Origin of the sequence: Gordonia sp. HS-NH1, from assembly GCF_001418765.1 — a bacterium.
GTDB lineage: Bacteria > Actinomycetota > Actinomycetes > Mycobacteriales > Mycobacteriaceae > Gordonia.
In genome coordinates this window covers 94,202-119,329 of sequence record NZ_LIYC01000014.1, presented here as the reverse complement: position 1 = coordinate 119,329, position 25,128 = coordinate 94,202, and the positions used below count along the sequence as shown (strand labels likewise).

The 25,128-nt window shown below is 68.2% G+C and carries 24 protein-coding genes and 1 pseudogene; 8 read left to right on the top strand and 17 right to left on the bottom strand.

Annotation, left to right across the window (positions count from 1 at the left end; genetic code table 11):
- Nucleotides 1–71 precede the first annotated feature (71 nt).
- Together AMD30_RS12375 and AMD30_RS12370 are read right to left on the bottom strand one after the other, a co-directional pair.
- Nucleotides 72–872: a methyltransferase gene (locus AMD30_RS12375; RefSeq protein WP_055475835.1), complete on the bottom strand. Its 801-nt coding sequence runs from the start codon at nucleotides 870–872 to the stop codon at nucleotides 72–74.
- Nucleotides 853–1,521: a DUF5336 domain-containing protein gene (locus AMD30_RS12370; RefSeq protein ID WP_055475846.1), complete on the bottom strand. Its 669-nt coding sequence runs from the start codon at nucleotides 1,519–1,521 to the stop codon at nucleotides 853–855. Before AMD30_RS12370 ends, AMD30_RS12375 begins: the two co-directional genes overlap by 20 nt.
- Nucleotides 1,522–1,746: 225 nt before the next feature.
- On the opposite strand from AMD30_RS12370, the gene AMD30_RS12365 reads away from it, so the two are divergent.
- Complete coding sequence (locus AMD30_RS12365; RefSeq protein ID WP_055475834.1) at nucleotides 1,747–2,400, top strand: TetR/AcrR family transcriptional regulator; 654 nt, start codon at nucleotides 1,747–1,749, stop codon at nucleotides 2,398–2,400.
- A 15-nt stretch (nucleotides 2,401–2,415) separates the two neighbouring features.
- On the opposite strand, the gene AMD30_RS12360 is transcribed toward AMD30_RS12365, so the two are convergent.
- The 3 genes from AMD30_RS12360 to AMD30_RS12350 all read right to left on the bottom strand — a co-directional run bounded on the left by AMD30_RS12360 (nucleotide 2,416) and on the right by AMD30_RS12350 (nucleotide 5,002).
- The gene (locus AMD30_RS12360) at nucleotides 2,416–3,036 is read right to left on the bottom strand and encodes a nitroreductase family protein (RefSeq protein ID WP_044506138.1); all 621 of its coding nucleotides are present in this window, start codon (nucleotides 3,034–3,036) and stop codon (nucleotides 2,416–2,418) included.
- Between the two features lie 83 nt (nucleotides 3,037–3,119).
- On the bottom strand, nucleotides 3,120–3,530 hold the full coding sequence (locus tag AMD30_RS12355) for an NUDIX hydrolase (RefSeq protein WP_055475833.1): 411 nt from the start codon (nucleotides 3,528–3,530) through the stop codon (nucleotides 3,120–3,122).
- Nucleotides 3,530–5,002 (bottom strand): carboxyl transferase domain-containing protein, encoded by a 1,473-nt coding sequence (locus tag AMD30_RS12350; protein ID WP_055475832.1) that lies wholly within the window; start codon nucleotides 5,000–5,002, stop codon nucleotides 3,530–3,532. Before AMD30_RS12350 ends, AMD30_RS12355 begins: the two co-directional genes overlap by 1 nt.
- A gap of 151 nt (nucleotides 5,003–5,153) precedes the next feature.
- On the opposite strand from AMD30_RS12350, the gene AMD30_RS12345 reads away from it, so the two are divergent.
- Entirely contained in the window at nucleotides 5,154–5,618 is a 465-nt protein-coding gene (locus tag AMD30_RS12345) for an SRPBCC family protein (protein WP_055475845.1), read from the top strand.
- Here the strand turns inward: AMD30_RS12345 and AMD30_RS12340 are convergent.
- From AMD30_RS12340 to sucC, 4 genes and pseudogenes are all read right to left on the bottom strand, one after another.
- Nucleotides 5,602–6,087 (bottom strand): RDD family protein, encoded by a 486-nt coding sequence (locus tag AMD30_RS12340; protein ID WP_010843611.1) that lies wholly within the window; start codon nucleotides 6,085–6,087, stop codon nucleotides 5,602–5,604. The two genes, AMD30_RS12345 and AMD30_RS12340, sit on opposite strands and share 17 nt — an antisense overlap.
- Nucleotides 6,084–6,792: pseudogene (locus tag AMD30_RS12335) on the bottom strand (hypothetical protein). Before AMD30_RS12335 ends, AMD30_RS12340 begins: the two are co-directional and overlap by 4 nt.
- Before the next feature lie 92 nt (nucleotides 6,793–6,884).
- Nucleotides 6,885–7,787, bottom strand: a complete 903-nt coding sequence (sucD, locus tag AMD30_RS12330) for a succinate--CoA ligase subunit alpha (protein WP_004020100.1) — start codon at nucleotides 7,785–7,787, stop codon at nucleotides 6,885–6,887.
- A gap of 14 nt (nucleotides 7,788–7,801) precedes the next feature.
- Complete coding sequence (gene sucC / locus AMD30_RS12325; RefSeq protein WP_010843609.1) at nucleotides 7,802–8,965, bottom strand: ADP-forming succinate--CoA ligase subunit beta; 1,164 nt, start codon at nucleotides 8,963–8,965, stop codon at nucleotides 7,802–7,804.
- A 439-nt stretch (nucleotides 8,966–9,404) separates the two neighbouring features.
- Here sucC and AMD30_RS12320 point away from each other — a divergent pair, with 439 nt between their 5' ends.
- Nucleotides 9,405–10,574, top strand: a complete 1,170-nt coding sequence (locus AMD30_RS12320) for a M23 family metallopeptidase (protein WP_055475831.1) — start codon at nucleotides 9,405–9,407, stop codon at nucleotides 10,572–10,574.
- Between the two features lie 109 nt (nucleotides 10,575–10,683).
- On the opposite strand, the gene AMD30_RS12315 is transcribed toward AMD30_RS12320, so the two are convergent.
- Nucleotides 10,684–13,185: a UvrD-helicase domain-containing protein gene (locus tag AMD30_RS12315; protein ID WP_055475830.1), complete on the bottom strand. Its 2,502-nt coding sequence runs from the start codon at nucleotides 13,183–13,185 to the stop codon at nucleotides 10,684–10,686.
- Nucleotides 13,186–13,402: 217 nt separating this feature from the next.
- Between AMD30_RS12315 and AMD30_RS12310 the strand changes: the two genes are divergently transcribed.
- Entirely contained in the window at nucleotides 13,403–14,959 is a 1,557-nt protein-coding gene (locus AMD30_RS12310; RefSeq protein WP_055475829.1) for a hypothetical protein, read from the top strand.
- 20 nt (nucleotides 14,960–14,979) lie between these two features.
- Here AMD30_RS12310 and AMD30_RS12305 read toward each other — a convergent pair whose 3' ends face one another.
- Nucleotides 14,980–16,818 (bottom strand): hypothetical protein, encoded by a 1,839-nt coding sequence (locus AMD30_RS12305; RefSeq protein WP_055475828.1) that lies wholly within the window; start codon nucleotides 16,816–16,818, stop codon nucleotides 14,980–14,982.
- A gap of 98 nt (nucleotides 16,819–16,916) precedes the next feature.
- Here AMD30_RS12305 and AMD30_RS12300 point away from each other — a divergent pair, with 98 nt between their 5' ends.
- Together AMD30_RS12300 and pgi are read left to right on the top strand one after the other, a co-directional pair.
- Entirely contained in the window at nucleotides 16,917–17,276 is a 360-nt protein-coding gene (locus tag AMD30_RS12300) for a chorismate mutase (RefSeq protein WP_010843604.1), read from the top strand.
- Between the two features lie 59 nt (nucleotides 17,277–17,335).
- A complete protein-coding gene (gene pgi / locus AMD30_RS12295) occupies nucleotides 17,336–19,033 on the top strand; it encodes a glucose-6-phosphate isomerase (RefSeq protein WP_055475844.1) in 1,698 nt (565 codons plus the stop codon).
- 27 nt (nucleotides 19,034–19,060) lie between these two features.
- Here the strand turns inward: pgi and AMD30_RS12290 are convergent, their stop codons facing one another.
- From AMD30_RS12290 to AMD30_RS12275, 4 genes are all read right to left on the bottom strand, one after another.
- On the bottom strand, nucleotides 19,061–19,594 hold the full coding sequence (locus AMD30_RS12290) for a hypothetical protein (RefSeq protein ID WP_055475843.1): 534 nt from the start codon (nucleotides 19,592–19,594) through the stop codon (nucleotides 19,061–19,063).
- A gap of 19 nt (nucleotides 19,595–19,613) precedes the next feature.
- The gene (locus tag AMD30_RS12285; RefSeq protein ID WP_055475827.1) at nucleotides 19,614–20,144 is read right to left on the bottom strand and encodes a hypothetical protein; all 531 of its coding nucleotides are present in this window, start codon (nucleotides 20,142–20,144) and stop codon (nucleotides 19,614–19,616) included.
- A gap of 81 nt (nucleotides 20,145–20,225) precedes the next feature.
- Nucleotides 20,226–20,969 (bottom strand): SDR family oxidoreductase, encoded by a 744-nt coding sequence (locus AMD30_RS12280; RefSeq protein WP_035717829.1) that lies wholly within the window; start codon nucleotides 20,967–20,969, stop codon nucleotides 20,226–20,228.
- Between the two features lie 51 nt (nucleotides 20,970–21,020).
- A complete protein-coding gene (locus AMD30_RS12275; RefSeq protein WP_010843599.1) occupies nucleotides 21,021–21,911 on the bottom strand; it encodes a DNA-formamidopyrimidine glycosylase family protein in 891 nt (296 codons plus the stop codon).
- Between the two features lie 25 nt (nucleotides 21,912–21,936).
- On the opposite strand from AMD30_RS12275, the gene AMD30_RS12270 reads away from it, so the two are divergent.
- On the top strand, nucleotides 21,937–22,677 hold the full coding sequence (locus AMD30_RS12270) for a 3'(2'),5'-bisphosphate nucleotidase CysQ (RefSeq protein WP_010843598.1): 741 nt from the start codon (nucleotides 21,937–21,939) through the stop codon (nucleotides 22,675–22,677).
- A gap of 10 nt (nucleotides 22,678–22,687) precedes the next feature.
- Nucleotides 22,688–23,437 carry an ABC transporter permease gene (locus AMD30_RS12265; protein WP_010843597.1) on the top strand — a complete coding sequence of 250 codons (750 nt, stop codon included), beginning with the start codon at nucleotides 22,688–22,690 and terminating at the stop codon, nucleotides 23,435–23,437.
- Nucleotides 23,438–23,546: 109 nt separating this feature from the next.
- Here AMD30_RS12265 and cobF read toward each other — a convergent pair whose 3' ends face one another.
- Together cobF and AMD30_RS12255 are read right to left on the bottom strand one after the other, a co-directional pair.
- The gene (cobF, locus tag AMD30_RS12260) at nucleotides 23,547–24,305 is read right to left on the bottom strand and encodes a precorrin-6A synthase (deacetylating) (RefSeq protein WP_010843596.1); all 759 of its coding nucleotides are present in this window, start codon (nucleotides 24,303–24,305) and stop codon (nucleotides 23,547–23,549) included.
- Nucleotides 24,306–24,307: 2 nt separating this feature from the next.
- A complete protein-coding gene (locus AMD30_RS12255; RefSeq protein ID WP_055475826.1) occupies nucleotides 24,308–25,117 on the bottom strand; it encodes an SDR family oxidoreductase in 810 nt (269 codons plus the stop codon).
- Between the last annotated feature and the right edge of the window lie 11 nt (nucleotides 25,118–25,128).

Below are 25,128 nucleotides of genomic sequence, written 5' to 3'. Positions count from 1 at the left end.
ATTTTGCAACAGCCCGATATGCCCATTTGCTGTCTGCTGGAGGGCGGTTTCCAGGGCGGGTTCGACTGCCGTCAGCGCGTCCGCCGAAGACGCGCCACGGCGGTCTGGCCGTCGTCGCCGGAGACGACGTCACAGTCGTAGGGCGCACCGGTTCGCCCCTCGCGGACGACCGGACCGTACTGTGCCTTGTTCATCTCGATGAGCAACTCGCCGCCGACGCACAGCCAGTCCCGGGCGGCTCTGATCAGCTCCAGGATGTGGTCGAGTCCGTCGGGGCCACCGACCAGTGCGTTGCGCGGTTCGTGGTCACACGCTTCGTGAGGAAGGAACCCGACCGAGGCGTCGGGGACGTACGGCGGGACCGCGGCGATCACGTCGACGTGTCCCCGCAACCCCGGCGGTAGTGGACTCAGCCCGTCGCCCAGATGAACCCCGCTGCCGCGCGGTAGGTTCTGTCGAGCGCAGGCCAGCGCAGCGGGGTCGATGTCGATCACGTGCAAGCGTGCGTCGAGGCCTGCGGCGGCAACCGTCGCGGCGATGGGCGCGACGCCGCAGAATGCCTCTAGCACGAGCGGAGACCGTCGCGCCCGCACCGCGGCGACCGCGATGCGCGCCAACAGCAGTGAGCGTTGCCGCGGCACGAAGACGCCCGGGCCGACGCGCAACCGCAGGTCGCCGAATCGCACCCATCCCACCAGATGCTCGAGCGGCTCGCCGGCCGCGCGACGTGCACAGAGCTCATCGAGTTCGGCTGCGCCGGCGGCATGCTCGCGCAGAACTGCGGCTTCCTCCTCGGCGAAGACACAGCCGGCACGACGCAGGACACCGACGACCGGATCGTCGGTTCCGTGGTCAGAAGTGTTGCGGGTCATCCTTCTTCAGACCGTACAAGAATGCCGCTGCGATGAGCAGCGCCACCTGTAGGAAGCCGAGGATGAGGCCGACGATCGCACCGGCACCCAGCTCGAGGAACGGCGGCGTGATCAGGGCCGCCGCGAACAGCGCCAGCCACGCGGCGATTCCGACGACCGCCAAGAACGGTAGCGCCCTGCGATAGCGCGGAACGAGCACGAACGTCGCCGCGATGCCGACCACCCCGAGCACGATGAAGAACTTCCCGGGGTTCAGGACGATCTCATAGGAGAAGAATGCGGGGATCCCGCCCTGGCCCTCCTCGAAGTCGGCTCCCCAGCGATTGAGTTCCTCCTCGGCGCCCGCCGACACCGAGATCCAACTGAGGAAGCCCATGAAATACGTGACGATTCCGGCGACCGCGGACGCCAGCGCGAAGATGACCGACAGGTCGGCGCCTGGACCACGGGACGGTTGTCGTCCCCATCCGCCCCCGGGATACGGGTACTGCTGGTCGGGTGCCCACTGCTGACCGGGCAGGCCGCCGGTATTGGGGTGTTGGACGTGGGCCGTCTGGTCCTGGTTGCCGGCGAACCCCCCGGTCTGAGGTGGTCCCTGCGGGACGCCTGACCACTGACCGCCCGGATGCTGGGGTTCGCCTGGATTCACGATCCGCTCCTCGTCGCCTGCCGCGGGACCGGCCCGCCGCCTTCGCATTGCCTGCGCCCGCCGTTCCGGCGTGCGACCTTGCGCAAGACTAGGCCGTACCCGGGCCGGGACGCACCGGTCAGCCCACTTTTCATTCGACCGGGTCACCACGGCCGCTTTCCGGCGCTTTCGACGCCGTCGGGGCGCGGCCCGTCCGCACGCCCGAACGCGTAGAGTGCGGGATCGATGTCCGCGACGCAGGAACCGCGCGAGGACGAATCGGAAGCCACGAATCGTCCGCCGACGCGCCGAACCCAGGCCAAGGCGGCCCGTCGTGCCGAATTGCTGTCCGCCGCCGCCCGTCAGATGGCCGAGCGCGGATTCGCCGGGGTGCGGCTGGAGGACATCGGACGGGCGGTCGGAGTGAGCGGACCGGCGATGTACCGCCATTTCTCCTCGAAGACCGAACTTCTCGACGAGATGCTCATCGATATCAGTCAGCGACTGCACGACGGCGGCAGCGAGGTCGCCGACCGCGGCGGTTCACCGTCGGAAACCCTGGCCGCGCTCATCGGCTTTCACATCGACGTCCTCGTCACCCGCCCCGATCTCATCACGGTGCAGGATCGCGACCTGTCCTCGATGACCCCGGCCGCGAACCACCGGGTCCGACTGCTGCAGCGCCGCTATGTGGAACGGTGGGTGGATGTGCTCCTCGCCGTGACCGACGAGAACGGCATGACCCTCGATCGCGACGAGGCGCGCGTGCGCGTCCACGCCATGTTCGGGCTGCTCAATTCCTCACCTCGCCTGCCCGACTTCGACCAGCATGGATTGCGCCGTCTGCTCACCGCGATGGCACTGGCGGCCCTGCGGTGCGAGGTGCCGGATCAGGAGTGACCCGGCACCCCGTCCTCACCATCCGTCGATGTGGAGGACGGAATCGAGGGACTTCCGCGGTGCCGGCTTGAAATCGGTGCCCTTGGTGTAGGCCACCGGCAACAGCACACCCTGATGGATGTTGGCCGGGATGCCGAGGAGCTCGGCGATCTCCTTCTCGTAATTCAGATGCAGGGTCGTCCACGCCGACCCGAGTCCGCGGGCGCGCAGAGCCAGTTGCAGGCTCCAGGCGCCGGGCAACAACGAGCCCCACACGCCGGCCTGGTTTCCCGCGGGCAGGTCTCCGCCGGTGTAGATGGCGCCGATGACCAGCACCGGGACCTGTCCCATCGTGTCGGCGAGGTACTGCGCGCTGGACGCGACGCGCTTACCGGTGTCGTCGCGCGGCGCCTGCCCGGCGTAGTACTTGGCGAACGACTTCGCGTAGTAATCCGCGACCTTCTGCTTCAGCTCGGGGTCGGTGAGCACGATCCAGTGCCAGGTCTGGCTGTTGCTGCCGGTCGGCGCCTGCAACGCCACCTCGAGCGCCTCCTTGACCACGTCGAGCGGCACGGGACGATCGAAGTCGAGACGTTTGCGCACCGAGCGCGTCGTGGTGAGGAGTTGGTCGGGGTCCAGGGGCAGTAGGTCGGTCATTTCTCCATCCTGCACAAAACCACTCCCGTTCACCACGTCGACCCCGCCGGCGAGAGCCGGTGACACCTGACGGCCGCGAAGACTCAGGGCACCTCCGGCGGCAGGGCGCCGGCCTGCTCGAGGTACTCCACCAGCCGGCTGGTGACCTTGGCCGTGCGCACCTCGGCCGGGGTGAAGTATGCCGCGTCGGCGGCGTCGTCACCGGGACACAGCTCCCCCGAACGGATCTCGGCACGGAAGTCGTGTACCTCGTAGACGCGCCCGTCGCCCACCGGGATGTCCAGCTGGATGGCCGGTTCGCCGACCTCGACGACCAGGCCGGTCTCCTCCTCCACCTCGCGGATGACCGCCTGCCGCAACGACTCCCCGGGCTCGACTTTGCCACCGGGGAGACTCCAGTGTCCGGCCGACGGCTCGTTCCGACGCAGTATCAGCAGGATTCGACCGTCCTCATCGGTGATGAGGGCGCCGACGGCCACGATGCGCTCGCCCATCACGCGTCCACCGCCGGCACGCGGGTCCGCGCGCCGGCGTCCGGTTCCGGCGATGCCGAGAGATACCGTCCGATCACACTGCGGATCGCCGACAGCGCGGCCGCGTCCGACTCCTCGTCGACAACCGCGTCGATCATGCCCTGCGCAGCCATGCGCCCGGCGAGAATGCCCTGCCGTGAGGCCATCTCGCCGGCGTGGTCGAGGTCGCGGTGCACGATGAGGCTGGCACCCTCGGGCGGCAGCGGTGACAGCCAGGCGTCTGCGCGCGCGACCCGGAAGTCGGCGGGGAAGAGCGCGAGCGCCGCACCGCCCGCACCCTGGCCGAGCAGCACGGAGACCGTCGGAATCGGAGCGCTGATCAATTCGACTGTGCAGCGGGCTATCTGCGCCGCGAGACCACCCTCCTCGGCGACGACGGACAGCTCCGCACCCGGGGTGTCGATCACGGTGACCACCGGCAGTCCGAGGTCGCTCGCCGCCAGGATCGCCCGGCGCGCCTCGCGCAGGTGCCTCGGACCCGGCAGGTCGCCGTCCGCCTGTGACCTCCGGTCGTATCCGACGACCAGGGCGACGTGTCCGCCGAAGTCGCTGAGCGAGAATCGAAGCGGTCCGGCATCTGACAGCGGCGCCGACTCGCCCTGAGCCAGGAACTCGACCAGGCCCGCACGGCCGGGCTCGCGGGTTGCGCGCACACATGCCCACGCGTCGTCCGGCTCGAGCGGGCGGGCGCTCTGGGGCCAAGCCCGGATCGGGTCGGCCGGCGCCACCGGCTCATCCCGGCGGGCGAGGAGACGCAGCACCGCCGACAGGCGGGCGGGGAGGTCCACCGGCTCGACCACGTCATCGACAACCGTTGTCCGGACCAGGTTCTCGGCGGTCTGGACATCCGCGGGAAAGGGCTCACCGTGGATGCCTTCGTAGACACGCGGCCCGAGGAAGCCGATGAGCGCTCCGGGCTGCGCCCAGGTGATGTGCCCGAGTGAACCCCACGAGGCGAACACACCGCCCGTCGTCGGATGTCGCAGGTACACCAGGTAGGGCAGTCCGGCGGCCTTGTGGTCGGTCACGGCACCGGTGATCGCGACCATCTGCAGGAATGCCGCAGTCCCCTCCTGCATCCGGGTGCCGCCCGACGCGGGAAAGGCCAGCAACGGAAGCCGCTCGCGCGTCGCGCGTCGCACCGCGGCGACGATCCGTGCCCCGGCGGCACGCCCGATCGACCCGGCGAGGAACTCGAACTCACTCAGGACCATCGCCACTCGTCGCCCACCGATCGAGCCCGCGCCGGTGCTCACCGATTCGTCCGACCCGCTGGTGCGACGGACCCGTTCGAGCTCCGCGGTATAGGTGTCATCGGTGCCGTCGGATGTCGCGGCCGGTGCGCCGACCGGTACATCCCACGATTCCCACGTCCCGTCGTCGACGAGCATCACCCGCAGTTCCGACGCCGTGAGCCGTGCCCGTTCACCCATGCCTCACACCGTATCCCGCCGGGCCCGGGCCACCCGTGCCCGTCGCCGACCGTTCGTCGCGGCGATGTCATGTCGGCCCTCGGTGTCATACTCTCGTCAGCTCGACGACCACGTCCGAACTCCGACCGACCGATCTCTTCCGGAGGCCCTCATGTCCGACACGTTCCGCATCACCCGCTCCCTGACCGTCGATGCGCCACCCGACGCGGTGCTGCCGTACCTGACCGACTTCCGGCAGTGGGTGCACTGGTCCCCATGGGAGGGCGTCGATCCGGACATGGCCCGCGAGTATTCGGGTGCGGAGTCCGGAGTGGGGGCGAAATACGCGTGGTCGGGCAACCGGAAGGCCGGTCGAGGGGCCATGGAGATCACGCGTGTCGACGAGCCTCGTGAGGTGGAGGTGCGCCTGGAGTTCGAGAAGCCCATGAAGACCACCAACACGGTCACCTTCGAACTCGTGCCCCAGGGTCAGGCGACGCGGGTGTCCTGGACGATGGTGGGCGCGCAGACGATGTTCAGCCGGGTGGCCGGATTCTTCGGCATCTTCGACCGGATGCTGGGCAAGGACTTCGAGAAGGGGCTGAGTCAGCTCAAGGCGGTCACCGAGAGTAGATGACCCGGGTGCGCAGAAGGACGTCGGCCACCGATCGGCGACGCCGATCGATCACCACCCACACGAGACCTATCGCGAAGAAGGTGCACAGCAGTGCGCGCAGCACCGCGATGGTCGGCCGGATTCGCGCACCCTCCGAATTGACCACGCGCAGGCCCATCACGACCGACCCGAGCGTGCGCCCGGAGACCTCCCAGCACGTCGCGAGGTAGAGCACCGCGACCAGCACGAAGCCGGTCGTCGTGAAGACGAGATCGACCTGCGGCAGCGAGAATTCACTCACCGAGACGACGAACTTCATCAGCGACAGGCCCGCGTAGGCGGCACCGAGGATCGTCCACACGACGAGCAGGTCGAGGAACGAGGCCACACCCCGGCTCACGATGCCGGCGTTCTTGTCCCGGTCCTGCACCGCGTGCGCCTTGTGCACCAGCGGGTGGCCCGGTCCGCCGGGAGTGGTCTCGGCGCTCATCGCGGCCCCTCGGCGTCGGGAGCGGCCTCGACGGCCGCGGCACCGCGTCGACGCAGAAACCGGTTGACCGCGTTGGCCACTGCGTCGTCGGCTCGCTCACTGGTGCTGCGCACGTCGGTCATGACATCGGCGGTCACCGAGGTACTCGCCTCGCGGATGATGTCGGGGAGGTCGACGCCGTCGATGATCTCCTCGGCGAGTCCGATCAGGTCGACCCGCCCGAGGATGGCGTCGATGTCGATGCGGGCGGCGATCGCGTCGATGTCGATCCCGGTGGCGATGGAGTCGAGATCGACCTTCCGGATCACCGCGTCGAGGTCCACCAGGTCGATCGCCGCCATCAGATCCACTTGCGCCACAGCGCGATCGAGATCGACACCGGTGATCACCTCGTCGATCGATGAGCGCGAGCACCTCGGAGATCAGCCGCTTGAGATCGACATGGGTGAGCACGAGGTCGGTGAGGTCGACCTCCTCGACCAGAGCGTCGACCACCTCCCGGATGACGACGCCCAGAACGGTTCGCGTCGTCGAGACCACCACGGTGACAGCGGTGTCGGCGGCTTCGGCCAGCCGCACGCGTACGGACCCGATGAGCCCGCCCGCGAGGGGCATCCGTTCGGCGACGTCGGCCATCACCCCGGCGAATCGCAGCGACTCCCCCGCGAGCTGGGAGATCGCGCCGCGTCGCGCCCGGGAGTCCACCGACGAATTATCGCATGCGGGATCAGGGCCGGTCGGGCCACGAAAAAACCCGAGCGGGCAGACCCGCTCGGGTTCTTCGGTTCTCGTCTGCCCTACAGGGCCTGGTAGAGCTCTCGGGCCAGCGAAGCGGTCTCGGACGGCGTCTTGCCGACCTTGACGCCCGCGGCCTCGAGGGCCTCCTTCTTGCCCTGGGCGGTGCCCGCACCGTCGGAGACGATGGCTCCCGCGTGGCCCATGGTCTTGCCCTCGGGAGCGGTGAAGCCCGCGACGTAACCGACGACCGGCTTGGTCACGTTGGCCTTGATGTACTCGCCGGCCTTCTCCTCGGCGTCGCCACCGATCTCACCGATCATGACGATCAGCTTGGTCTCGGGATCCTTCTCGAACGCCTCGATGGCGTCGATGTGGGTGGTCCCGATGACCGGGTCTCCGCCGATGCCGATGGCGGTCGAGAAGCCGAGATCGCGCAGCTCGTACATCATCTGGTAGGTCAGGGTGCCCGACTTGGAGACCAGACCGATCGGACCCTTGCCGGTGATGTTGTTCGGCGTGATGCCCACCAGCGCCTCACCCGGGGTGATGATGCCGGGGCAGTTGGGGCCGATGATGCGGGTCTTCTCGCCCTTCTCCACGTTGTAGGCCCACGCGTAGGCGGAGTCCTGCACCGGGATGCCCTCGGTGATGACCACGAGCAGCGGGATCTCCGCGTCGATGGCCTCGATGATGGCGTCCTTGGAGAACTTCGGCGGCACGAAGGCGATCGAGGTGTCGGCCCCGGTCTCCTTCATGGCCTCGGCGACCGATGCGAACACCGGGAGCTCGACGTTGTTGCCGTCGGCGTCGACGTGCGACACGGTGGTGCCGGCCTTGCGTGCGTTGACACCGCCGACCACGTTGGTGCCGGCCTTGAGCATCAGAGCGGTGTGCTTGGTGCCCTCACCGCCGGTGATGCCCTGGACGATGACCTTGTTGTCTTTGTTCAGAAAGATCGACATATTCCGTGGCTCCCTTACTTGCTCGCCAGCTCGGCGGCCTTGTCGGCGCCCGAGTCCATGGTTTCGGCGAGCGTGACCAACGGGTGGTTCGCATCGGCCAGGATCTTGCGGCCTTCGTCGACCTTGTTGCCGTCGAGGCGGACGACCAGCGGCTTGTTGGCGTCCGACCCCAGCTTCTCCAGGGCCCCGACGATGCCGTTGGCGACGGCGTCACACGCGGTGATGCCACCGAAGACGTTGACGAAGACGCTCTTGACCTGCTCGTCGCCGAGGATGACGTCGAGACCGGCAGCCATGACCTCGGCCGAGGCGCCGCCGCCGATGTCGAGGAAGTTCGCGGGCTTCACGTTGTTGTGCTTCTCACCGGCGTAGGCAACCACGTCGAGGGTCGACATGACCAGGCCCGCGCCGTTACCGATGATGCCGACCTCACCGTCGAGCTTGACGTAGTTGAGGTCGTTCTCCTTGGCCTTGAGCTCCAGGGGATCGGTGGCGTCGCGATCCTCGAACTCCTCGTGGCCGGGCTGACGGAAGTCGGCGTTGGCATCGAGGGTGACCTTGCCGTCGAGGGCGAGAATCTGATCGTCCGGCGTGCGGACGAGCGGGTTGACCTCGACCAGGGTGGCGTCCTCCTTGACGAACACCTCCCAGAGCTTCGCGATGGTGACCGCTGCGGCGTCGAGCACCTCGGCGGGCAGATGGCCCTGCTCGGCGATCGAGCGCGCGGTTTCCAGATCGACACCCTTCACGGCGTCGACGGCGACCCTCGCGAGGCGCTCGGGCTTGGTTGCGGCGACCTCTTCGATCTCCATGCCGCCCTCGACCGAGCACATGGCCAGGTACGAGCGGTTGGTGCGATCGAGCAGGAAGGAGATGTAGTACTCCTCCGCGATGTCGCTGGCCTCGGCGACCAGCAGCTTCTTGACGACATGGCCCTTGATGTCGAGGCCAAGGATGTTGGAAGCGTGGGACTGCGCGTCGTCCGGGGTCGCGGCGTACTTGACGCCGCCTGCCTTGCCACGCCCGCCGGTCTTGACCTGCGCCTTGATCATCACAGGCTTGCCGATTTCCTCGGCGATCGCCCGCGCGTCGGCGGCATCATCGGTCACCCGACCGGGTGTGGTGGGAACCCCGTGCTTGGCGAACAGTTCCTTCGCCTGGTATTCGAAGAGATCCATTCAGCTCACCATCTCGTAGATTTGCCCGCGCAAGGGTGTAATGCGGGCCATATCGGACTTTAAACCTGCCGTGAATCGCCACCCCGCGCGCACCCTGCGCTTGTGCGACAGATCACTCGCTCGGCCGGTTCTCACAGTATTGGCACCGCCTTGTGAGGGGTACACCGCATCCCGTGCGCCCATGAACTGCACTTACACCGCCGTGCGGCGTCGTGCGGGGCTCACAGGTTGAATTTGCTGTATTGAACAGCGTATTCGCCACTTTCGAGCAGTGCCGCAAAGTCATGTGACTCAGCTCACAATATCCCGGTTTGTCGCTTTCTACGGTTGGACTTGCCGCAATCATTTCGTTACCGTCGGCTCTCAGCGGTGGTCACAGAAGCATTACGAACGGTGACTTCGAATCCGCCAACGACGAGATGCGGCAGCAAGAGATGAGGTGGACGATTTGGCGGGACTCGGTGTCTCACGCGGATCGGGCCGCGTCCGATCGGGCGGGTTGATCGATGACGTCACAGCGGAAGAGATGACCACGATCATCCCCATCGTCGACACCGACGAGGCCGCCGGGTACGACCTCAGCGAGTACGACTTCGATTTCGCCGACTCCGACGCCACCACGCGGGAGTCCTCGGACGCCGGCTGGACCCCGTCGTCGTGGCAGGGCTACTACCGTCCCACCCGCTCGGAGATCACTCAGGACATCCTGATTCCCGAGCACGAATTCGACCAGTACGCGCACGACGAGCCGTTCGACGTCGACGGTGCCGAACTCGACCTCTTCGACGGAGGCGAACTCGACCTCGTCACCGATGACGATCTCGACACCGACACCGAACACCGCCCCTTCCGGACCAATCCGGCCGGACAGCGCGTCCGCCGCGGCGGCAAACATCGCATCGCTGCCCCTCCGAACGCCCTCAAGGGCGGGCGCGCGGCCCTCATCGCCATGGCAGCGGGAGCGGCCGTCGCCGCCGTCGCCCAGGTCGGTACCAACGACGAGGCGCCCGCACCGGTGAATGCCGCCGCCGTCAACGACGCGTCGGCGCAAGGAGCCGCACCGGTCGAACTGGGCCCCGGAGTGGCCGCTGCGACGCCGCAGACCGACCAGATGAACGTTTTCACCAATCAGCTGGGTGTCGGCGCCAAGATGGCCGCGGACGCGGACCGCCGCGAGGCCCTGGCCCGGCGCCCGCTCTTCACCTCGCCGATCCCGCTGGGCAGCTACGACTTCACCTCCGCCTTCGCGATGCGCTGGGGCACCATGCACGGTGGCATCGACATGGCCGCGCCGCTCGGGACCCCGATCCACGCGGCCACCGACGGCGTCGTGATCAAGGCCGAGCCCGCCTCGGGCTACGGCCACTGGGTCCAGATCCAGGCGGCCGACGGAACCGTCACCATGTACGGCCACATGTCCTCCTCCGGCGTCCTGGTCCAGGAAGGCCAGCGCGTCACGGCCGGCGACGTCATCGCCCTGGTCGGCAACGAGGGCTTCTCGTTCGGCCCGCACCTGCACTTCGAGGTGTGGAAGAACGGCAACACCAAGATCGATCCTGTGCCGTGGCTCGCCGCCAAGGGCGTGAAGCTCTCCGGTTACACCGGATAGCAGCCTCTCTGCCCCCTGAGGTGCGAGGAGCGATAGCCGCCGGGCCGAGCAAGCGACGAAGGAGCGCGTCGAGGTCGACGAGCCTCGCAGGGCCCGCCGCGCGCGCTCCCTAGAGCTTGTCCCCGGGAATCCCGCCTGCGGTGAGAAGCGTGACGCGTCCCGCGCTGCCGCCGTAGTCGATCGTGACGCGTTCGGTGGCGCCGCTGCCCTCCTTGGCCACGACCTTGCCCATCCCGTACTTCGGGTGGTTGTGTCGATCGCCGATGTCGAGCTGGACCTGCTTGTTGCGTCCGCGTGCCGGATCCGGCGAGTACGACGACCTCCCGCGTCCCATCGACGAACCGCCCGAACCGGAGAACGCGCCGTCGCGGCCGAACACTCCGCCCGACGACCCGCCGAAGCCGCGCGCCGAGCGCCGCGGTTCGGTGCGCCGCCAGTCGAGCAGATGCTGCGGGATCTCTTGCAAGAAGCGGGATTCCGGGTTGGACACCGGCTGTCCCCACGACGCGCGGGTGATCGACCGGGTGAGGTACAGACGTTGCTTCGCGCGGGTGATGCCGACGTAGGCGAGGCGTCGTTCCTCGCTCAACTCGGCCGGATCGCCGAGTGCCCGCATGTGCGGGAAATGTCCGTCTTCCCAACCGGTCACGAAGACGACCGGGAACTCGAGCCCCTTGGCGGTGTGCAGGGTCATCATCGTGACGACACCCTCGCCTTCGTCGGGCACCTGATCGGCGTCGGCGACCAGCGAGACACGCTCGAGAAACGCTGCGAGCGAACCGGGTTCGGCCTCACCCTCGCGATCGACCTCGACGTCGTCGTCCGGCGCGTCGACATCGACCTGCGCGGCATCGGCGCTGAATTCCCTTGCCACGGCGACGAGTTCGTTGATGTTGTCGAGACGCGCGCCATCCTGCGGATCGTTGGAGGCCTCGAGTTCGGCGCGGTAACCGGTCCGCTCGACGATCGCGTCGACGAGCTCGCCGATGTCGGCCGACTCCTCGGTGGCGTCGAGGAAGGCCACGTCGGCGTCTTCGGTACCCGCCTCGCCGAAGTGGGTGAGGAAGTCCGATCGCAGTCCCTCGATGAGGTCGACGAACCCGCCGATCTGCTTGACGGCCCGCGTGTTCAGCAGTGCCACCTTGCCCTCGGCCGCGTCCATCAGCGACTCGTAGAAGCTCCGGCCGGTGTTCTCCGAATGGACGGCGACGCAGGCTTCCGCGCGGTCGCCGATGCCGCGCCGAGGGGTGTTGAGGATGCGGCGCAGGCTGACCGAGTCGTCGGGATTGGCGACCACCCGCAGGTAGGCGACCACATCCCGGACTTCCTTGCGTTCGTAGAACTTGGTGCCGCCGACGACCTTGTACGGAATCCCGTGCCGGACGAACACTTCCTCGATGGCACGCGAACCGGTGTTGGTGCGGTAGAACACCGCGACGTCGGAGTACTTGAAGCTCGACGAACCGCCGATCGAGTAGTCGGTGAGTTCCTCGATCTCCTTGGCGATGAACGTCGACTCGTCGCGGTCGGAGTCGGCGACGTATCCGACGATCAGTTCGCCGTCGCCGGAGTCGGTCCACAACCGCTTCTCGCGCCGGTTCGAGTTGCGTGCGATGACGGCGTTGGCCGCCGACAGGATCGTCTGCGTCGACCGGTAGTTCTGTTCGAGCAGAACGGTTTCGGCGGACGGGAAGTCGCGCTCGAACTCCTCGATGTTGCGGATCGTGGCACCGCGGAAGGCGTAGATGGACTGGTCGGCATCGCCGACGACGCACAGTTCCGAGGGCTCCAGACCGCTCGCCGTGGTCTGCTCCCCGACCAGTTCGCGGATGAGCACGTACTGCGCGTGGTTGGTGTCCTGGTACTCGTCGACGAGGACGTGACGGAACCGGCGCCGGTAGTACTCGGCGACCTGCGGGTGCCGGTGCAGCAGTGCCACGGTCTCGCCGATCAGATCGTCGAAGTCGAAGGCGTTGGCGGCACGCAGGCGACGCTGGTACTCGGCGTAGATCCGCGCGATCGTCGTCGACGTCGGGTCGTCCTCGGGTGCCGAGGCCAGCGCCTCGTCGGGCGAGATCAGCTCGTTCTTGAAGTTCGACACGGCCACCGACACCCCACGCGGGCTGAACTTCTTGGGGTCGAGGTCGAGGTCGCGGATGACCATCCCGAACAACCGTTTCGAGTCGTCGGAGTCGTAGATGGAGAAGTTCGAGTTCATCGACTCCAGCAGCCCGGACTGCGCCCGCAGGATGCGCACACACGTCGAGTGGAACGTCGAGACCCACATGTACGCGGCACGCGGGCCGACGAGATCGATGACGCGTTCACGCATCTCCGCAGCGGCCTTGTTGGTGAACGTGATGGCCAGGATCTGCCCGGGCGTGACATCCCGCGCGGCCAGCAGGTAGGCGATCCGGCGGGTCAGCACCGCCGTCTTGCCCGAGCCCGCGCCCGCCACGATCAGCAACGGCGCGCCGGCGTGCAGGACCGCGGCGCGCTGTTGCGGGTTGAGACCTTCGAGCAGGCGCGCGACCCGGTCGTCGGCGGCCGCACCCGAGGATGCGCCGCCCGCGCGACCGGCGAGAAGAGGGGCAGAAGAAGAGCTGTTCATCGGTTGTCCAGGCTACTCGCCGCCGCCGACAGACCCTCGTCGGCCGGTCCGCTCCGCCCCGTCGGGAGGTCCACCGAACAGTCGACCGACCCCGTGAGTTGAGGCCCCGATCGTCGTGCCCCGCGGCTAATATGACGCGGTACCACCGGCTCGGGGTGCCCTGTCTGCGAACACCCGCATGCGGCGACGACGCCCCGGCGAGCAGGAAGAGGCGCCCATGAAGAGACCGTCCATCGTCCCCGCCGCCATCGTCCTCGGTGTCGGAGCGCTGGCCCTCGTCATCGCGCTCGTCCTGTCGTTCGTACCGTTCAGCAGCGCGGGCACCGTCGAGCCCACGCCCGCGTTCCGGGCGCAAAAGAGCCTCGACGAGGTGCTATTCAAGTTGGCGACCAGTCCGGCGGCCGAGTTCACCGGCAAGGTCACCTACAAATACGACGACGAGCGCGGCGAGGGAACGGTCGAATTCGACGACCTGATCGTCACCACGTCGAACACCGCCGAGGGCACGATCACGCTCGGCTCGCAGCAGGGCGAATATCGGCAGATCGGCAACAACCCGTTCATCAGTGCGCCCGGCGCCCTGTGGACCGAACTGCTCGTCGACGCCGAGAAGACGAACCTCGACACCGGCCCGCTGGACAACAAGTGGGCCTCGACCCGCTTCACCAGCATGCCGCGCCTGGGCACCATCCTCGGCCCGGACAACCTCGCCGGCGACATCGGCAACATCGAGTCCGGCGACCCACCCGCGCTCGGAGCCGAGCTCCCGACGCCCAACAAGGGCACACCCGACGCCCGCCGCTGGCCGACCACCGACCCGCCCATCGAGTTCGTCGGTGACGACAAGGTGAAGATCGGGGCGTGGGAGGTCACGTTCGATCCGGAGACGAAGAACGTGACCAACGTCAAGGGTCAGAGCGTGCAGGGCCCGGTCACCTACGACATCGACGCCGCGGTCAGTCTGCAGCCGGCCGACCAGGCCCAGAAGGTGTTCGCCAACCAGCGCGCACTCGTACCGGACCTGGTCTCGGTGCCCGCTCCCGGGCTGTGGATGGAGCAACCGGTGGTGTCCTCGCGCCAGACCGGTGCATGCACCACCTCGTCGTGCGCCTTCGACTACACGGTGCAGGGCAGCCCGTACGCCGACGACGTCCGCGGCCACTTCAACTACGGTCTGACGCTGAACTTCGCGGTCGGCAACCGTCCGCCCGGCGCGGTGGGCGGTGAGTGCAAGGTGGTCCTGCGCGTGGACTTCGGACGAGACGGCACCACCCGGTGTGCCGCCACCAACCTCCCGCCGGACACCAACATCGCCTCGCGGTACACCTTCACCTACCTCGCGTTCATCGACTCGACCGAGACCGAGCTGAACGATCTCATCGACAACAACGAGAAGCAGACCAACACCGAGATCGTCTATGTCCGGACCGGGAACAAGGAACCCGAGCAGGCCCGCTTCGGGGCGAGCGTGACCGGTCTGCCCAGCTACTACGCGATCAAGCGCGGCGACTACATCTTCGACGGCATCGGCACCGACGGCAACATGCACATCACCTTCGGTGAGGGGTATCGGGAGCACATCGTCGGCGGCACCTTCGATCCGTCCTGGGAGGGCACCGAGGTGCTCCGCAAGCAGATGGAACAGCAGGTCACCGCGGCCGGCGACGCACAGGTCGTCTACTTCGTCGCCGAGGAGGAGACAGCGTCGGCTCTGCGGGCCCTGATCGCCGCGGAGAACCAGAGCGACAACATCTCCGCCTTCTACTACGACTAGACGACCACGTCGACCAGTCCTCAGCCCCCGGCGAAGCGCGCCTCGGCGGCCTCGCCGACCCGCCCGGCGCCGGTGTGCAACCGCAGTCCCGGCGTCAGGGGACGGACGTCGACATGGTCGCCGCCGCCGTCGATCCGGACATACACCGAACCCAGGCCCGCCCGGACCGGCGCGCGGACGGCATCCCCGTCCTCGAGGGCGATCTCGATCTCGCCGTCCCGGGTCGCGCAGTAGCTCAGCGCGATCGTCCAGGGCCAGGAGAACAGCGGGCCGTCGAGTCGCAGTCGGGAGGGTCCGGAGACCTCCGGCGCGCGACAGGTCCCCTCGCCCGCGTAGACGATGCGTCGTTGCGTCACGCCGCCGGGCACGAGATTCCCCGCGGTGTCGAGCACGAACAGCCGGTCGGTCGCCACCCCGAAGTCGGGCCGGGGATCCACCCGGCCGAAGATCCGGCTGACCTGATTGTCGGGATAGACGAACGGCTGCAGGATCTCCAGCGGCACGGACTGGTCGAGCAGGGTCCGGCCGCCCGGGCCCTCCGCCGCGGCGTCGTGCAGCGACGCGGTCGCGGTCTCGAGATAGTCGCCGGTCGGGTTGTCCCGCCACGACGACGAGAACGAGACCAGTGACACCAGGGCGGAGACCACGACGAGCGCACCCACCACGGAGGCGAACGCGGGCAGCGCCGACCGTTCCTCCTCTCGTCCGGTCTCGTCGTCGGAGGTCCGTGCGTGTCGTCCGCCCACCTCCCCGGTCCGGGACGGCGCCGCGCACAGCAGGGCCAGCGCGATGCTGAACACCAGTGCCGTGTCCGGCAGATAGCGCATGTGCTGGGCGAGTTCGATCGCGGTCTGCGGGCTCGATCGATTCCACATCACCGGGATCTGCGCCGCGACGGCGTAGATCGCCGCGGCCGCGACGATCCCGGCGCCGCCACGTCTGCGGGCCACCGCCCACCACGTCACCGCGGCCAGCACCAACCAGCCGCCGACGATCATCCACATCTGCGGGAAGCCCGTCGGCGGACTCGGCGTCCACCGCTCCCACTCCCACGGCCCGCCGACGAGCGACGGTACGACGGCGTCGGTCACCGATCGCCAGACCAGGCGGGCGGTCTGCGCCACCGAGTGCTCACCCGATGTCGGGTCCGTGGTGACGAAGTACACGACCACCCACAGCGCGGCGGTGACGGTCAGCGCGACCCACAACTCCCGGGCCGCCCGGAGCGTCGGCATCGTCGCGCGCGCACCGCCGTTCGCGAGGATCGCCGCGACGAGCGCCACCGGCAGGATGAACAGCGACTTCTCGAAGAACGCCAACGCGATCACGAAGACGATCGTCGAGCGGATCCACACCAGCCGGCGTCGCGAATCGTCGATGTCACCCCGACCGAGACGCACCGCGTCGGCGACGATCCACGCCATCGCCGCCTGCATGGGCAGTGTGTTGAGGCCGGCCGCCCACCAGGCGAACGCGGGCACCGTCATCGGACTGAAGAGATAGAACGCCAACGCGACCAGTGCACCGATGCGGGCGCGCGGCGCGATCGTCCGCACCATCCGCCACACCGCCACCGATGCGATGGCCTGCATCACGACCAGCATCAGCGCCGGCAGCGCCCAGTTCAACGGCGCCAGCCAGGTGGCCACACCGGCGAGCAGGAAGGCCGCCGGCATGAAGTGGCCGTCGTGACTGTGCCCCAGGTACTCCCAGGACAGGATCGGATTCGACGACGCCCGTGCGACGAGCACGAGATCGTCCCAGTAGAAGTTGCCGGTCGCGACGAGCCAGCCCCTGATGATCAGCTGGCCCACGATGAGGGACACGGCAACAAGGGACACCATCCGCGCGTTGGGCATGCGCTCCAGTTTCCATGTGCGGCGCGCGCCGTCGTGGCCGGGTCGGGTGACTCGGCCACGTGCGGGTCGTCGCGGGGCGTCGTGGCAAAATCGGGCGCGTGACCGATCGCAGCCCCAGCCCCGGCGCTCAGGACCCCCGCCCGTCCGGCGGCACGTCCTTCGAGCACTCGATCGACCTCGACAAGTACCAGCTCTCGTCCGAGGTCGGCGACCTGCCCGACGACATCGACCAGCTGCGACTCGAGATCGACCGGCTCGATGCCGTGATCCTCGCGGCGATCAAACGCAGGTCGGCGGTGTCGAAGAAGATCGGCGCCGCGCGGATGGCCTCCGGCGGCCCGCGCCTGGTCCACAGCCGGGAGGTGAAGGTCCTGGAGCGCTTCCAGGACCTCGGCCAGGAAGGCCACACTCTCGCGATGCTGCTGCTACGCCTGGGACGCGGACCGCTGGGCCGCTGATCGCCGGGCCGTGTGACGACCGTCGCGGCCGGGTCCCCGACCACATAGGGTTAGTGGTCATGAGCACCCAGGCCCCCGGCAGCGACTTCACCGGCACCGATCACGGCGACATCACCGCGACGCAATCCTGGCAGGCGCTAGCGGCTCATCAACCGCACGTGTACGCCATGCACCTGCGTGAGGTGTTCGCGATCGATCCCGCGCGCGGCCGCGAACTCACCGTCGACGTCGGCGACCTGCACATCGACTACTCGAAGCACCGGGTCCTGCGCGAGACCCTCGAACTGCTGATGAGCCTCGCCCGCGAGATCGGTCTCGAGGAGATCCGCGACGACATGTTCGCCGGAACCCACATCAACACCTCCGAGGACCGCGCGGTCCTGCACACCGCCCTGCGACTCCCGGCCGACGCGACGCTGACCGTCGACGGTCAGGACGTCGTCGCCGACGTCCACGAGGTCCTGACCCGCATGGGTGAGTTCACCGACCGGCTCCGAAGCGGAGAGTGGAAGGGACACACCGGCAAAGCCATCACCGACGTGGTCAACATCGGCATCGGCGGCTCCGACCTCGGGCCCGTGATGGTCTACCAGGCGCTGCGCCACTACGTCGACGCCGGGATCCGCTGTCACTTCGTCTCCAACGTCGACCCCGCGGACATGGTCGGCACGCTCGCCGACCTCGACGCCGAGACCACGCTGTTCATCATCGCCTCGAAGACCTTCACCACCCTCGAGACGCTGACCAACGCCGCCGCCGCGCGCACGTGGCTCCTGCAGGCCCTCGACGCCGACTCCGACGCCGTGGCAAAACATTTCGTGGCCGTGAGCACCAACGCCGCCGAGGTCGCGGAGTTCGGCATCGACACCGACAACATGTTCGGATTCTGGGACTGGGTCGGGGGCCGCTACTCGGTGGACTCGGCCATCGGGCTGTCGGTGATGGCCGCCATCGGCAAGGAACGCTTCGCCGAGTTCCTCGACGGCTTCCACATCGTCGACGAGCACTTCCGCACCCAGCCGCTGGAACACAACGCGCCGGTCATCCTCGGCCTGATCGGCCTCTGGTACAACAACTTCTGGGATGTCGGCACCCGCGCGGTCCTCCCCTACAGCAACGACATGGCCCGCTTCGCCGCGTATCTGCAGCAGCTCACCATGGAGTCGAACGGGAAGTCGGTCACCGCGAGCGGACACCACGTCACCACCGACACCGGCGAGATCTTCTGGGGCGAACCGGGAACCAACGGTCAGCACGCGTTTTACCAACTGCTGCATCAAGGTACGCGGATGGTACCGGCGGACTTCATCGGTTTCGCCGAAGCGACCGACGACCTACCGACCTCTCCCGACGGCTCGGGCTCCATGCAGGACCTGCTGATGAGCAACTTCTTCGCCCAGACCAAGGTGCTCGCCTTCGGCAAGACCGCCGACGAGATCGCCGCCGAGGGCGTGCCCGCACATGTCGTGGCCCACAAGGTGATGCCGGGCAACCGGCCCACCACCTCGATCCTCGCCCCCCGGCTCACCCCGTCGGTGATCGGCCAGCTCGTCGCGCTCTACGAGCACCAGGTCTTCGTCGAGGGCGCCATCTGGGGCATCAACCCCTTCGACCAGTGGGGCGTCGAACTGGGCAAGACCCAGGCCAAGGAGCTACTCGGCACCATCACCCAGACGGAGGCACCGGACGCCCACGACGATTCGTCGACCGATGCCCTCGTGACCTGGTACCGGGAGCGACGGGGCCGCGCGGTCTGAGGGTTTCGACAAGCTCAACCGGCAAAATCACTTCCAGTAGTCCTCGTCGAAGACCTCGTCGGGGATCTCGTCCCCGGGCTCGACGCCGAGAGACTGGATGCGTCCCATGATCGCGGCCGCGGTAGCCACGTAGGTCACGAGATCCGTTGGCTCCACGTCACGTTCGGCGGGATCTCGGCCGAGGAACTCGTACAGGGCCGGTGGCACGCAGGCACCCATGTCCAGTGCCCGGGTCGCGGTTGCCGCCCGCCAGGCGTCGAAGCTCGCCACGTCGACGGCCTCGGCGACTTCGCCGGTGCGGATGGCCTCGGACACCTCGTCGAGGGTGGCCAGCTCGCCCGATGTCCCGCTCGACGGGTCGAAGCCGAGAACCGTGTCGGCGGAGGTCGACTCGTCGTCGGTGAGGGTGAAGTAGACGATGCCCCGCCAGTCGGAGCCCATGGCCGCGATGTCCGTCCGGTCGAAGATCTCGCCGAGCAGCTCGCCGACCTGCTCCCGCTGCCGCGCGCCGAACACCTGAAACGCGCCCGACGCCACCACTTGTCCGTGCTTGTTCGCCACGACGGCCACCTTACGCAGGTCAGTCGTCGATGCCGAGGACGACCACGCGCCCCGACGTTGGAGAAAGATAGACCCTCGCCCGCCACTGCGTGGACGAGAAGGCCCGGTCGAGTTCCGGGCTGCCGAGCAGCTCGCCGGCCGGGACGAGATCGTGCAACTCGCTCACCGGCGGGTCGGGATGGGCGACGGGCGTCGCGTCGTACTCCTGTACCCACTCGGCGACCTGATCGGCACCGGCCGTGACCACGGCGTCGAACCAGTAGGTGCTCGGCCCGGGGACGCGACCGGTCGAGGCATCCCCGAGAGTGCCCGCCGCCCAGCCGTCGACAGTCGAATCGGCCAGAGCCGGGAACCGCGCGGCGACCGGCTCGATGTCGCGGCGTGGGCCGGTCGTGAGGACCTTCGTCGGCTGCGACGGGGACGACGAATCCGCCGTCGAGGAGACGGGGACCCGTTCGGTCGGTGCCGGTGTCCCGCAAGCGAGCAGCCCGGCGAGTCCGAGTACGGCGGCGACTCCGGCCCACCAGGGCCGCCACCGATTGCGCAGCATTCCGCCACGCTAACCCGTCACGGGCGCCTGCACGTCAAAGGTCTACTGCGTGAATGAGTTCCGGCAGACACGCGGAACAGCTCAGACGAGTCGTCGACTGATCGACGCCGGCAGGAACTTCAGCGCCGCCGCGATCGGCGTCCACGGCCATGCCGGCACCGGCGCCCAGTCCTTCTCCGCCTCGATCGCCTTGACCAGGGCGTCGACGCCCTTGTCCGTGTCGACCATCAGGGAGGTCTTCACTCCCCGGTTGATGTCGGTCTCGATGTAGCCCGGCGCGACGATCGACACGGTGATGGGCGACGAGGCGAACTCGGCCTGGAGTCCCTGCCCCAGCGCTGTCAGTCCGGCTTTCGACGCCGAGTACGCGGCCTGGGCCTTGGGCATACCGCGGACGCCCGAGATGGAGCTGACCAGCACCAGATGCCCCGCGTTCTGCGCACGGAAGATCTCGAGCGCGGCCTCGGCCTGGGCCAGCGCGCCGACCAGATTGGTCTGCACCGTCTCGATGTTCGCCGCGGCCTTACCGGTACCGAGGGGTGCCCCCTTGCCGAGTCCGGCGTTGACGACGACCCGGTCGAGACCGCCCAGACCGTCGGCGAGTCTGCGGAACACCTCGGGAACGGCCTCCACATCGGTGACGTCGAGCGTCGCGACCTCGACACGCTCGGCGGAGGGCCGCAACTCCTCGGCCAGCGCCTCCAGCTTCTCGCGCCGGCGCGCCGCGAGCGCGAGCGAACGCCCCTGCGCGGCGAAGCGTCGGGCCATGCCCTCCCCGAGTCCCGAACTGGCCCCCGTGATGAGAATTCTCTGCCGTGTCGTCACGACGTCCAGGCTACCGGCCGGTAAGTTCCGGGCTCCCGGCCGGCCGGACACCTACTTCAGCAACCGGGACATCCGCCGATCAGCCAGCACCTTCCCACCCGTCTGACACGTGGCGCAGTACTGGAAGGACCGATCCGCGAAAGACACCTCGCGGACGGTGTCGCCGCACACCGGACACGGCAGGCCGGTGCGGGCGTGCACGCGCAGACCGGTGCGTTTCTCGGACTTCAACCGCGCCACTGCCTGGCCTTCCAGTCGTCCGGTGGCATCGGTGAGAACGCCGCGCATGGCGTCGTAGAGCGTGGCGACCTGGTCGGGCTTCAGCGTCTTCGACGACGCGAAGGGCGACAGGCGCGCGGTGTGCAGGATCTCGTCGGAATACGCGTTGCCGATCCCGGCGATGGTGTGCTGGTCGGTGAGTACGTTCTTGATCCGGCCGGTCGTCCCGGACAGGATCTCCGCGAACTGTTCGGCCGTCAGTTCGAGCGCGTCGGGTCCCAGACCCGCGATCCGTTCGACCTCGGTGAGCTCACGGACCAGCCACACGGCGAGCCGCTTCTGGGTGCCGGCCTCGGTGACGTCGAAGCCCTCACCGGGCAACCCGCAGTGCACGCGCAGGGCGATCGGGCTCTTCCCGCCCGGACGCAGGGGCTTGGGCGACAGGTCCTCGCTCCATCGCACCCACCCCGCCCGCGACAGATGGATGACCAGCTGCAGCAACGGCTCTGACGCGGTGGCCGCCGAACCCGGAATGGTACGGATGACCAGGTACTTCCCCACACGTCCGACGGATTCGACGATCCGGTCCATCAGCGCCGTGTAGGGCGGGTCGGCGGTCTTCAGCACCGACAGCGACGCGACGTCGACCCGTCGGATCGGGAGTCCGGCCGCACGGCCGTCGACGTAGTCGGCGATCGCGGCCACCTCTGGAAGCTCAGGCATGCCACCAGTGTGCTCTAGTTGTGGGATGAACTCCCGACTTTCCGACGCCGAACTGGCTGCCCGGATCGCGCAGGGAGCCGGAGAGGTACTTCTCGGAATCCGGTCCGGTGATCTGCTCGGCGGGGCGATGCTCGGCGACGTGGGCGATGCGCTTGCGCAGGCGTGGATCTCGACGGTGCTGCGCAAACACCGGCCACGCGATGCGGTGCTGTCCGAGGAAGCGGCCGACGTCGGCGACCGGGCCACCGCGGCTCGGGTGTGGATCATCGACCCCTTGGACGGCACAAGGGAATTCGCCGCGGGTTCAGCGGACTGGGCCGTACACGTGGCCCTGACCGAGAGCGGGATCGTCACCGAGGCGTCGGTGTCCCTGCCCGCGACGGGTGAACTGTTTCGTTCGGACACGGTCGCACGGACCGCGGGCGAGCTGACCCGCCGCCTGGTCACCTCCCGGTGGGGTGGCTCCTACGAGACCAGCTACGTGGCGAACCGTCTGGGTCTGCAGATGGTGCCGGTCGGTTCGGCCGGGGCCAAGGCGATGGCCGTCGTCCGCGGCGATGCCGACGCCTACGTCCACGCCGGCGGCCAATACGAGTGGGACAACGCGGCGCCGGTGGGGGTCGCGCTGGCGGCCGGCCTGCACTGCAGTCGCCTCGACGGGTCGGAGATCGTCTACAACAACCGGCATCCGTACATGCCGGACTTCGTCATCTGCCGCAGCGAGATCCGCGACGAGATGCTCGCCGCGTTGCAGCAGATCTGGTGACCTGGAGACCGTGAACGGAGTCGGCGACGCGGTCGTACAGATCGGTCCGGCGCTGATTGTCGTCGTCGTACTGCTGGCGGTGGCCGCGGTGGTGGTCAACCGCCGGTCCGGCCTGGCCACCGAGACGATGGTGGCGGTGCTACGTGCCGTCGCACAACTCGCCGCGCTGGCCGCGGTGCTGGCGGCGGTCATCCCCCATCTGTGGGCATCCGCCCTGTTCGTTCTGCTCATGGCGTCGGCGGCAGCGTGGACGTCGGCCCGGCGCGTGAACCCGGACCGCTCCGGCCTCGTCGGGATCGCGTGGTGTGCGGGTCCCGTTGCGGTTCCGACGATCGTCATCGTCACCGCACTCCTCGTCATCGGAGTGCTTCCCGCCCGCGGGATCGCCGTGATCCCGACGGCCGGAATCCTGATCGGCGGTGCGATGGTGACCACCTCGCTCGCCGGGCGCCGAGCGCACGACGAGTTGCGGGTTCGGCGCGGCGAGGTGGACGCGGCGTTGTCGCTGGGTCTGCTCTCGCGGGACGCGCGCATGGAGATCTGCGGGCCCGCCGCTGCGAGCGCCCTCATCCCCGGACTCGACCAGACCAAGTCGGTGGGGATCGTCACCATTCCCGGTGCATTCGTGGGCATGGTCCTCGGCGGGGCCTCGGTGTGGGCCGCCGCGGCGATGCAGCTGTTCGTACTGGTGGCGCTGCTGACCGTCAGTTCCATCGCCATGCTCGTCACCGTCGAACTCGTTGCCCGCGAACGCCTGTGAGCCTTCGACATATGCAGATGTCGCGTGTCGTGGCGTCCAGCGCAACGAAGTGCGGCATCTGGCGGACAGGTGCGGAGGGTGTCCACCTCGATGAGCGGGGTCAGACTCCTCAGTGCGCCTTGCGCAGCAGATAGATGTCCATGATCCAGCCGATCCGTTCCCGGGCCGCGGCGCGCTCTCGGACGATCCGGTCCGTGACCTCGCCGACTCTGCCGCTGATCAGGATCTCGTCGTCGGTGCCCACATAAGCGCCCCACCAGATGTGATCGTCCGGGTCGGCGGTGTGCCGGAAACTGAGGTCGGCGTCGAGCATCACGATCTGGTTGGCGTCGGCACCCGCAGGAGTGTCGGCGAGGCGTCGGCCGGTGGTCGTGTGGATAGGTTCGCCGACGCGGTTGGCCACGATGCCGTGCGCCGCGGTGAGTGCGCTGGCGCTGGTCACACCCGGAATGACCTCGACGACGAGGTCGAGATCGTCACGGGCGGCGAGATCGTCGACGATTCGCAGCGTGCTGTCGTAGAGTGCGGGGTCGCCCCAGACGAGGATGGCGGCCACACCGCCGTCGCCGACCTCGTCGCGCAGCGCGGTGGCGATCAGATCGGCACGCGCGGCATGCCAGCGCCGGACCTCCGCGTCGTAGTCCGCCGGCTCACGGTCGCGCGGCGGATCGGGAATCTCCACCAGCGAATGGCCCTGCCGCGCATGCTCGGTGAGGATCGCGCGACGGGCGTCGAGCAGACCGCTCTTCGCAGTGCCCTTCTCGAGGGTGAGGAAGGTGTCCACGTCGGCCATCGCATCGATGGCCTGCAGCGTGATCTGACGTGGCCCACCGGGTCCGATCCCGATGACGCGCAGCGTGATTCGCACGGTCAGATCTTCACCTTCGGAAGCCCGTGCTTCCGGGCGGTCATGTCCAGGATGAGCTGCCTCGGCGCGAGCCGCCGGAGCAGGAAGACCACGCCGGCCTGATTACCCTTGGCATAGAACGGCTTCGGGTGTTCGGCAAGAGCGGCGTCGACGATCTGGGTGGCCATGCTCTGCGCGCTGATGCCCGCATCCTCGTTGCGCCTGGTCGCGGCGGCGAGCGTCTCGTATTCGGCCCGGTACGGCGAGTCGTCACCGATGAAGATGCTCCGACGGTCTCCGATGCCGGTGGCGATCGTGCCCGGCTCGACACTGATCATCCGTATCCCGTACGGCGCCAGCTCACGTCGCGACGCGAGGGCGAACGCCTTGAGCGCCGACTTCGTGGCCGCGTAGTTGGACCGGAAGGCGACGGGGAAGCTGGACAACATCGACCCCACCATGACGACCGTGCCACGACGCCGCCTGCGCATCCCGGGCAACACCGCCTTGGTCAGTGCGATCGGCCCGAAGACGTTGACGCGGAACAGATCCTCGACCGCCGACATCGGGGTGTCCTCGAGCGACCCGGCCTGGGACTCGCCGGCGTTGTTGACCAGGATGTCGACCTCGCCGACCAGGGCCGCGCACGACTCGGCGGAGTCGTAGTCGGCGTTGTCGAGACGGACATAGGTGACGCCCGGCAATGGGTTGCGCACGGCGTCCGGGTTGCGGGTGGTGCCGTAGACCCGATGCCCCCGTGCGACGAACTGACGAGCGACCTCGGCACCGATGCCACTGGTCGCGCCGGTCACGAGGACAGTCTGTGAACTCACGACCGCAACGG